This window comes from Chelativorans intermedius, from assembly GCF_025398255.1.
GTDB classification, from domain to species: Bacteria; Pseudomonadota; Alphaproteobacteria; order Rhizobiales; family Rhizobiaceae; genus Chelativorans; species Chelativorans intermedius.
The window spans coordinates 1-9759 of record NZ_JAODNW010000047.1 but is presented as its reverse complement, the minus strand read 5'-3'; the positions used below and the strand labels follow the sequence as shown (position 1 = coordinate 9759).

At 66.2% G+C, this 9759-nt stretch carries 7 protein-coding genes and 2 pseudogenes; 2 read left to right on the top strand and 7 right to left on the bottom strand.

The features are described 5' to 3' along the window. Window positions 1-373: 373 nt before the first annotated feature. The 5 genes from NYR58_RS19660 to NYR58_RS19640 form a co-directional block, all read right to left on the bottom strand. The gene (locus NYR58_RS19660) at window positions 374-1345 is read right to left on the bottom strand and encodes an ABC transporter permease (RefSeq protein ID WP_261522841.1); all 972 of its coding nucleotides are present in this window, start codon (window positions 1343-1345) and stop codon (window positions 374-376) included. Continuing rightward, a complete protein-coding gene (locus tag NYR58_RS19655) occupies window positions 1335-2933 on the bottom strand; it encodes a sugar ABC transporter ATP-binding protein (RefSeq protein ID WP_261522840.1) in 1599 nt (532 codons plus the stop codon). The genes NYR58_RS19660 and NYR58_RS19655 overlap by 11 nt, the downstream gene beginning before the upstream one ends. Continuing rightward, window positions 2912-4081, bottom strand: a complete 1170-nt coding sequence (locus NYR58_RS19650; protein WP_261522839.1) for a Gfo/Idh/MocA family protein — start codon at window positions 4079-4081, stop codon at window positions 2912-2914. The genes NYR58_RS19655 and NYR58_RS19650 overlap by 22 nt, the downstream gene beginning before the upstream one ends. Before the next feature lie 75 nt (window positions 4082-4156). Beyond that, complete coding sequence (locus NYR58_RS19645; protein ID WP_261522838.1) at window positions 4157-5278, bottom strand: substrate-binding domain-containing protein; 1122 nt, start codon at window positions 5276-5278, stop codon at window positions 4157-4159. Between the two features lie 38 nt (window positions 5279-5316). Continuing rightward, a complete protein-coding gene (locus NYR58_RS19640; RefSeq protein WP_261522837.1) occupies window positions 5317-6144 on the bottom strand; it encodes a sugar phosphate isomerase/epimerase family protein in 828 nt (275 codons plus the stop codon). A 345-nt stretch (window positions 6145-6489) separates the two neighbouring features. On the opposite strand from NYR58_RS19640, the gene NYR58_RS19635 reads away from it, so the two are divergent. Together NYR58_RS19635 and NYR58_RS19630 are read left to right on the top strand one after the other, a co-directional pair. Continuing rightward, the gene (locus tag NYR58_RS19635; protein ID WP_261522836.1) at window positions 6490-7854 is read left to right on the top strand and encodes an ROK family protein; all 1365 of its coding nucleotides are present in this window, start codon (window positions 6490-6492) and stop codon (window positions 7852-7854) included. 17 nt (window positions 7855-7871) lie between these two features. Beyond that, window positions 7872-8879, top strand: coding sequence for a substrate-binding domain-containing protein (locus NYR58_RS19630; protein WP_261522835.1), 1008 nt, complete (start codon window positions 7872-7874; stop codon window positions 8877-8879). A gap of 361 nt (window positions 8880-9240) precedes the next feature. Here the strand turns inward: NYR58_RS19630 and NYR58_RS19625 are convergent. Beyond that, window positions 9241-9402, bottom strand: a pseudogene (locus tag NYR58_RS19625) (SOS response-associated peptidase family protein); the annotation flags it as partial. A 12-nt stretch (window positions 9403-9414) separates the two neighbouring features. After that, a pseudogene (locus NYR58_RS19620) lies at window positions 9415-9681 on the bottom strand (transposase); the annotation flags it as partial. Window positions 9682-9759: the final 78 nt, after the last annotated feature.

Here is a 9759-nt window from a genome sequence, read left to right as displayed (position 1 = left end):
TCGCCGTCGCATTCGGCGAAAGGTTCGTCAGCCAGTGACGGAAACGGGCCTCAGGCACAAAATATCCGACAGTCCCTCGACAGGCTGGTGCGTACCCGAACTATCTCGGTGACGTCAGCCTGTTCATCCGCCTGCAACGGCCGAGCCGGCATCGAGTATACCGTCGCACCTCAGAGATCGTCCCCCTTTCGCAACACAAAGCCGATGGGTTCATCGGCTTTTGCTCCACGGTGGCGAGCGCCGCCTTGATCGAACGTCTCAAGGATTTACGCGATTAGAGGAAAATCGCGTAGGAACTTCCTTGCGGGTCTCCTTCCTGCCTCAGCTGGGACTCGGTAGCTCATTTGCGTCCTGACTCTAGTCTAACCAATCGCTATCGCCGGGGCTGGCTCATGGCGACGGCCAGGATGATGATGCCGCCCCGAGCCATCAGTTGCTGGCTGAACTCCAGGCCCATCAGGATCAGGCCGTTGTTGATGAGCCCTATCATCAACGCACCCACGATCGTGCCGATCACCGTGCCGACGCCGCCGAACAGGCTCGTGCCGCCGAGCACCGCCGCCGCGATGACGGACAGTTCGTCGCCCTCGCCGAGTTGGAAGCGCCCGGACTGCAGACGTCCGGCATAGAGCATGCCGGCAAGTGCTGCGGCCATGGACGAGATCACCAGCACGCGGAACTTGATCGAACGCGTGTCGATGCCGGAATAGCGCGCGGCGGTCTCGCCGCCGCCGGTCGCGAGCACGCGGCGGCCGAAGCCCGTCTTGCGCAGCACGACATGGCCGATGGCGCCGAGCACCAGCATCCAGATCAAGAGAACCGGGATCGGCCCGATGCTGCCGCCGCCGAAGATCCAGGAATAGCTGCGCGAGATGATCGGCACGGCGGCCGTGTCGCTGATCCACATCGCCACGCCCTTGGCGATGCCCATCATGGCGAGCGTGGTGAGGAAGGAGGGAATGCCGATCCGCGTCGTGAGCAGCCCGTTCAAGGTGCCGACGGCGATGCCCGTGGCCAGCCCTGCCGAGACGCCGAACAGAAGCCCGCCGGCGTCGATCGCCATCGCCGTGGTGACTGAGGCGAGCCCCGCCACCGCACCCACCGACAGGTCGATCTCACCGGCCGAGAGAACGTAGGTCATGGCGATCGCCATGACCGCGATCATCGCCGTCTGGCGGAAGATGTTGAGCAGGTTGTTGGGATTGAGGAACCCCTTGTCGTGCAACGTAAGGGCAAACACCAGGAAGATCACGATGAAGCCGATATAGATGACGTTCTGCCGCCAATTGCCCAGGCCGAGCCTTGCCGCGAAAGACGTCGCGGCGGCGGTTTCGCTAGTGGACATGTGCATCGCTCCTGGTCAGCGCCTTCTGGATGACGATCTGCAGCTTCCGCTCGGCCGCCTGGAGCCGTGTGACAGGATCGCCGTCGGTCGTTTCCGCGTCGTCGAGATCGGCGCGGGCAATGTCATCGGTAACGCGGCCGTCGGACATCACCACGATGCGATCGCAGGCCGACAGCATCTCGGACAGCTCCGACGAGATCATGACGATCGCCTTGCCAACCTTCGCAAGCTCGCGCACGAGCTGGATGATTTCTGACTTCGAGCCGATGTCGATGCCGGCCGTGGGCTCGTCGAGCACGAGGATGTCTGGCATGGTCGCCAGCCATTTGCCCAGCACCACCTTCTGCTGATTGCCGCCCGAGAGCGTGCGCACGGCGCTGTCGCGGGAAGCCGCCTTTATGCGCAGTGCCGCCATCTGCTCGTCGGTGAGCGCGCGGGCCTTCTCGTTCGACAGGAACATGCCGCTTGCCAGCCGGTCGAGCATGGCGAGCGTGACGTTCGACAGCACTGAGTGCTCGGCGATCACGCCCTGGCGCAGGCGGTCCTCCGGGACAAGCGCCATGCCGGCGTCGATGGCGTCCTTGGGCGAAGCAATGGTGACGGGTTTGCCGGCGACGTGGATCTGGCCCTCGACGATCGGGTCGATGCCGCAGATCACGCGCGCCAGCGCCGAGCGGCCGGAACCGAGCAGGCCGGCCAGCCCCACCACCTCGCCGCGATGCACCACGAGGCTGACATTCCTCGGCTTGGCCATGCCGGAGACATTCTTCAGCTCCAGCAGCGGCTCGCCGATGGCCGCCGCGCCGCGTACCACGTCCGAGAGGCCGCGCGAGCGCCGGCCGACGATGTGGCCGATCATCGTCTCCACCGGCAGCTCCGACAGCGGCGCCGTAATCACGTGGCGCCCGTCGCGCAGGATGGTGGCGCGGTCGGCGATCCTCGCAATCTCGTCCATGCGGTGCGACACGTAGATGACGGCATGCCCCTCCGCCTTGAGCTTGCGCAGGAAGGCGAACAGCCGCTCGACATCGGAGACGGACAGCGCCGTCGAGGGCTCATCCAGCACCAGCACCTTGGCATCCTGCGAGATGGCCTTGGCGATCTCGGTGAGCTGCCGCTGCCCTGCGCCGAGGTCGCCGACCAGGGCGTTCGGATCGACCTCGACCTCCAGCATGTCAAACAGCGCCTTCGCCCGCCGCTCCGCCGTGCGGTCGTCGATCAGTCCGAACGATCCCTTCGCCTCGCGCGTGAGGTAGACATTCTGCGCCACCGTCAGCGTCGGGATGAGACTCATCTCCTGGAAGATCATGGCGATGCCGGCGCGGCGCGCGGCCTCCGGCGTGTGCTCGGCGAGCGGCACGCCGTCGACCTCGATGGTCCCGGCATCCGGCACATGCACGCCGTTCAATATCTTCAGGATGGTCGACTTGCCGGCGCCATTGCCGCCGAGCAGCGCATGGACCTCGCCCTTGTCGACGGCGAAATCGACATCGACGAGCGCCTTCACGCCTCCGAAGGATTTCGATACGCCGCGCATGGCCACGGCGTGCGCGGTCGTTGCCACATTCACTCCCTGACCTTCACCCATCCGCCGCTCTCGCCGGAATCGATCAGCGCGTCCGCCACACGCGCAATGCGATAGCCATCCTCGAAGTCGGGCGACGGCTGCTTGCCCGAAGCGATCGCCGAGAAGAAATCGTAGCACTCGACGATCTTGGTCTCCGAATAGCCTATGCCGAGCGCCGGGATCGGCCACAGGCCGGAACCGTAGGGGTGTGCGGGACCTGTATAGACGGTCCGGAAGCCCCTGGCGTCGGCAGGATCGTCGGCGAACATCACCTGCAATTCGTCGCGGCGTTCGTAGTTGAATGCGATCGAGCCCTTTGTGCCATGAATCTCGAAGGTGATGAAGTTGTTGCGGCCATAGGCATTGCGGGTCACCTCGAGCGAGCCGATCGCGCCGTCCGCGAACTTTAGCAGCGTCACGACCTCGTCGTCGACATCAACCTCGGCGCGCTCGACGCCGGCATTCTTCTCGGCCGCGCCGAGCTTGTCCAAGCCGCCGCTCTGGATCGGTCGCGTCTTGTTGTAGGTGCGCACGAGCGCGCTGACTTCGGCGATCTCGCCGACCAGGTACCGCGCGAGATCCACGACATGCGTGCCGATGTCGCCGATCGAGCCGGAGCCGGCGATCTTCTTCTGAAAGCGCCAGGAGAGCGGCGAGTCCGGATCGGCCGACCAGTCCTGCAGATAGGTGCCTCGGAAGTTCCTGATCTCGCCGATGCGGCCTTCCTCGATGTACTTGCGCGCCAGCGCCACGGCCGGCGTGCGGCGGTAGTTGAAGGCGACCATGTGGATGACGCCCGCTCTCCTGACCGCATCGAGCATGGTCTTCGCCTCGTCACCGGTGCGCGCCAGCGGCTTCTCGCAGATGATGTGCTTGCCGGCTTCCGCCGCCGCAACGGCAATTGGCGCATGGCTGTCATTCGGCGTGACGATGTCGACCACGTCGATGTCCGGCCGGCGCACCACCGCGCGCCAGTCGGACGAGCTTTCCTCGAAGCCGTAGCGGCGGCGGCCTTCGTCCGCCAGTTCGTCGGTGACATCGACCACGACCTTGCGCACGGGAATGGCCGGTGCCGGCCAGAAGAACATCGGCATGGCCGCATAGGCCATCGCATGGGCCTTGCCCATGAATCCACCGCCGATCATGGCCACATTGAGGGTGCGGGACATGGTGTCGCTCCAATCGGAAAGAGAAAAGGTGCGGCCGGCGGGGAGGAAGCCGGCCGCCAGGCGCTTCAGCGCGCCTTAGTTCATGCTGCCCTTGATCTTGTCGGTGGCTTCCGCGTGGTAGACGGTCCGCCAGGCCTCGAGCAGATTGTCCTTGGTGACGGGCAGCGCCGGCAGCGCGACGAAGGCGGGCGCCTGCTTGCCGAGCAGGCCGTAGCCGGCGAGCAGCGCCTCGGTCACGCCCTGATCGAACGGCCGCTGCGCGCCGAGCCCCTTGACGAAGCCGTCGCTGGCCATGTTGATGGCGACGTTCTCGCCGAGGTCGATGGTGGTGATGACGAGGTCGTTTCGCCCGGCGGTGCGAGCCGCCGAGATGACGCCTTCCGCCGGCACGTCCCACACCGCCCAGATGCCCGCGATGCTCGGATTCGAGATCAGCATGGCCGAGGCCGCCTTCTCGGCGTCGCCGGAGAAGTCCGGCCCGCCGATGCCCTGCTCGGCGACGATCTTGATGTCGGGATAGTCGCTCGTGATCGTCGTCTTGAAGGCCTCGTAGCGCTGCTTGGTGACGAAGAAGTCCGCTGCATGGAAGACAAGGCCGATCTCACCCTTGCCGCCCAGCGCCTTCGCCATCAGATGCGCCGCCGCAACGCCGTTGCCGTAATTGTCGGCAGAGACCGCCGAGACATAGTCCGTGCCAGCGGCGAAGCCGGCCGGCACATTGTCCATGAAGACCAGCTTCACGCCCTTGTCGGCAGCCGCCTTGTAGGCCGAGGCCGTGGCGGCCGGGTCGGTCGGGATCGACACGATGATCTTCGGATTTTGCGCCATGACCGTCTCGATATCGGCGACCTGCTTCTCGGGCTTGAAGCCGGCATCCGTGGTGGCGATCACTTCGATGCCCATCTTGGCGAACTGATCCTTGAGCCCGGCCACTTGGGCGCGCGACCAGTCGTTGCCGCCGTAATGCATGACAATCGCCGCCGTGGCCTTCATGTCCTTGATCTTCGCCAGCTCCTCGTCGGAGAGCGAGATCGACGAGGCAGGCGCAGGATCCTCGCCGTTCGGCCCTTTCGACAGCACGGTGTCCTGCAATGCCGCAAGAGCGGCGTCCGGATCGGCGAAAGCCGGCACGGTGTTAAGGCTCGTGGCGAGCAGCACGGCGGCAAGCGCGCCGGTGATTTGCCCCAGACGTATCATTGTCTTCCTCCCTGATTGCGGGCGCAGCGCCCGTCCGTTCAATCCAGTTTCATGTTTTGCCGCAGATACCGCAGGCTGGCCTCGGCCCCCGCCTTCGGGTCGGGCCAGGCGTCGAGCTCGTTGGTGACCCAGCCGGAGAAGCCGGTCTCCGCCAGGGCATCGACGATCGGCTTCATGTCGAGATCGCCGCGGTCGAGTGGCGTGAAGGCGAAGGGCTCGCGCTGCCAGCCCTTGAGATGCACGTAGCTGATGCGGTCGCGGAACGCGCGAATCTGCTGGGCCGGATCGCCGCCGGCGGCAGCCAGATGCGCGGTATCCGGGCAGAAGTTGATCGCCGTGTGGCGGAAGATCTCGCGGACCTCGTCCGGCCCCTCCACAATGGTCGACAGATGCGGGTGGTAATGCGCGGTGAGCCCGGCCTTGCCCGCGATGTCGATGACCTTGTCCAGCGCAGCGCCGAGGCGCTTGAAGTCATCCGCCTCGCGGCCCTTGGCGCGCTTGGCACCGCCGCCGACCACGAGGTGTTCGGCACCGAGTTCCGCCGCCGCTCCCGCCGCGCGCTCGATGCGCGCCAGCTCCTCGGCGAGAATGTCGCCAAAGATGAAATTCGCGCCCGAATAGGCGGCCACCAGCACGAGGCCGGACTGATTCAGAGCATTGCGCAGCTCGCCATAGCGGCCTTGGTAATCGAGCAGATTGCCGTCGAACAATTCCACGCCGGCATAGCCGGCTTCGCCGATCTCGCGGATCGCCCGCTCCATGTCGCCGAATGTGCGATAGGTGAGCTGCGTGATCGAGGTGACGCCGACGGCATTGCCGCCGAGCGCGCCCCAGCAATTGGCGTGATAGGCGAGCTTTGCCGGCATTCGTTTCCTCCATGGCTTCGCCGCCGGACGCAGTGCGCAGCTGCCTGTCCGGCGCGGTTAGCGCGTCCTTGTTGGTGGGGGTCCATGCGCCATTTCCGGATTGTGGTCCGGCCGTTGCGCCTGCGCGGCTCCCTGGCTCCTCCGAGCTTTGCAAACGAAGCTTATACGTCCCTATGCGCGTTCGTCAACAGCAAAAATGCAAAAGTCTGGTAACTTTTGCTGAATTAAAACATAAGATGGAACTTGATCTGCAAATGAAGCCGCGCTACCCATCGACCGAGCAGCGGACCCAGGCGGCCGAATCCGGATGCGCATGATTGGCGGGCGAACCAGAGGTAGCGAGAGATGAACCGCGGAGACCGGGCAAACGGCGCCGATGCGGCGCGAGCCGTCGAGCCGGGCTCCGGGCGCGGACGGCCGGGCGCGGCCGCCCAGACCAGCCTAACGACATTGCTCAACCTCGTGCGCACGGGTGCGGCGACGACGCGCCAGGAGCTGGAGAGGCAGTCCGAGCTCGGGCGCGCTGTCGTCACCGACCGCCTCGCGACGCTGATCCGGCTCGGGCTCGTCGAGGAAGGCGAGCTGGGCCAGGCCATCGGCGGGCGGGCGCCCCGCCATGTCCGCTTCCGCACCGGCGCCGGCACGATCCTGGCGGCGACAATCGGCCACTCCTCGCTCGCGGTCGGGATATCCGACCTGTCCGGCCGCCTGCTGGCCGAGCACCACGAGGCTGTCGATCTGGCCGCGGGGCCCGACCCCGTGATCGAGCGCCTGTCTTCCCTGTTCACATGGATGCGGGAGGAGCACGGAACCGAAACCGGCGTGTGGGGCGTCGGGCTTGCCGCGCCCGGTCCCGTCCACAAGCCCGACGATGATCGGCTTTTCGCGCCGGTGCTGAGCGCGTTTCAGAACTGGGACGGCTTCCCCTTCGTCGAGGCGCTGGCGCAGCGCACAGGCGCGCCGGTCTGGGTGCGCAGCGGCGTGCAGACGATGACCATGGGCGAATTCCGGTCCGGCAGCGGCATCGGCGTCGAGGACATGATCTTCGTCAAGCTCGGGCGCTCTATCGGCGCCGGCGTGATCTCCGAAGGAAGGCTCCATCGCGGGGCGCAGGGCGCGGCGGGACTGATCGGCTACACCGCGATCGACGGCGAGAGCCTGGAGGGGATCGCCGGCAGCGAGGCGATCGCACGCGAGGCCCGCCAGGCGGCGGAGAGCGGGCGCAGCCCCTATCTCGCCGGCGTTCTTGCGCGCAGCGGCGAGGTGACGGTGACGGATGCCGGCCATGGCGCGCAGCTCGGCGACGGCTTCTGCATCGAGCTCCTGGCGCGTGCGGGCCGCGCGGTCGGCGAGGCGTTGGCCCCGCTCGCCAACCTGCTCAACCCGTCGCTGATCGTGCTCGGGGGCAGCGTCGCCCAGACCGGCGACATCCTGCTCGCCGCCGTGCGAGAGGCGGTCTACCGACAGTCGCATCCGCTGGTCACCCGGGACCTGCGCATCGTCCGCTCGCAGATGAGCGGCTCGGCCGGTCTGGTCGGCGCTGCGCAGGTCGTGGTCGAAGCGCTGTTCGAGCCGAAATTCCTGCAAGGATGGATCGCGCTCGGATCGCCGCGCGAGCATCCGGAAACCAGGGATTTTCTTACGCGCGCCGCCGAGGCGGTGAAGCGGCAGCCACAGAGGCCCAGGCCGCCTGGACAGGTGGTTGCCTAGCAATGGGGAGCGGGAGGATGTCGATCACGGGTCTTGGCCCGCACGGTGAAAGGGCGGTTCCGGCCGGCCAGGTCACCCTATCGGACGCCGATGCGGAGGCTGCTCGCCAGCGCCGCTTCTCGGTGGCGATCGCGCTCCATACGACAACCAGCGACTGGTCGAGAGAGGAGCTGGCCGGGATGGTCATGACGCTCGGCCGCTACGGCGCTGCGGTCGTCGAGGTGGTGGACTGCGGCTTCGATGCGGACCGGCAGGTCGCGGCCCTGCTGCGGCTGGCCGCCGAGCCTGTTGATGCGGTGGTGTCCATCCCGATTGGCAGCAACCGCGTCTCGGAGGCGCACCGGGCGATCTCCGCCGCCGGCAAGAAGCTCGTTCTGCTCGACAACGCCCCGACCGGCATGCTGCCCGGAGCCGATTATGTCAGCGTCGTCTCAACCGACAATTTCGGGCTCGGCGAGATTGGCGCCGAATTGCTCTCGCCGCATGTGCCGCACGGCGGCACGGTCGGCATTCTCGCCTACGGCATCGACTTCTTCGCCACCCACGAGCGGGAGATAGCCTTCCGAAAGTGGGTAAATGCTCATCGCCCTGACCTGACTTTGGTGCGCGGGAAGTTCCCCGACGTTTCGCAAGCCGGCGCGACCACCGCCGAGCTGCTCGCAAGCCATCCGGAAATTTCCGGCATGTTCGCGGTTTGGGACGTGCCGGCGATCGCGGCCGTCGCGGCGATCCGCTCCGCGGGCCGGACGATCCCGGTGACCACCGTGGATCTGGGTGGCGAAGTCGCCGCTGAGCTGGCCAAAGGCGGCCTCGTCAAGGGCATCGCGGCGCAATTGCCCTTCGACCAGGGCATTGCGGCCGGCGTGGCCACCATTCTCGGCCTGCTCGGCCGCGAGCCGCCGCCTTGGATCGCCCTCCCCGGCCTTCCCGTCACCTCCGACAATGTCGTTCAGTCCCATCAACTCGTGTGGCGCGCGGCAGCACCGCCCGAACTCATACGCGCGCGCAAGCTGCGTGGGAGCTAGGTTGGCGACCTAGCCAATAAGCCTGCAGGATATCGCCTCGGCGCTGCTCGCGACGTTTTCGAGCCGTGCGTCATGGGCTCGGTCGGGATGAGCCGACCGGCAATAAGCTGATCCAGTTTTCGGCAACATCAGGGTCCAGCGCTGGCCGGATCCGCGCTGCCGGGCGGAAACCGCCCAAGACCGGCGGAACATCCAGGCGACCGCCGCCTCGATTCAGCAGAAGCTGATCCAGTCTGCCGCACCCGAATTTCGTCCGCTTTGCGATCCCCGCCAGTGGCGATCCTGGCTCGTGATCGCGGATCGCCGCCTCTCCGAGCTGTCATCATTCGCTGCTTTTCCAATCTCGCCGGTCACCATCCGCCTAACCGACCTGCTCCACTGTCAACGCTCCAGCCTGCAGAGGCTTAATCAGGTCCTTCGCCGGCACGGATGGATCAAGCCATGCCGCCCAATCGGAGCGATCGAGGATGACGATCTGCCGGTCGTGGTATGGCGCAATGTCCGGACCGGGCGCCATGGTTAGAGCGGGATGAATCTAGGTTTGTCCGCATCCTGCATTAGCGAAGTAGTTTGTGCATTCGTCGGCCGAGATTGAGTTGAGGATTTGACCGATGGCCTCGCAGACGGCCCGGCGGGTTGGCTGGGCAGCGTTGCGCAGGTGGTGTTTCAGCTTGGCGAAGAGCTGCTCGATCGGGTTCAGGTCGGGAGAGTATTTGGGCAGGAAGATGAGCTTCGCGCCGGCGCCACGGATGGCCTGCCGGACGGCCTTGCCCTTGTGGGAGCCGAGATTGTCCATGACGACGTGTCAACGGCGGTGCAAAATCCGGCCACGCGGCGGCGCAAAACCAGGCCAGGTGGCAGTGGCCTGCGCCATGGCGCG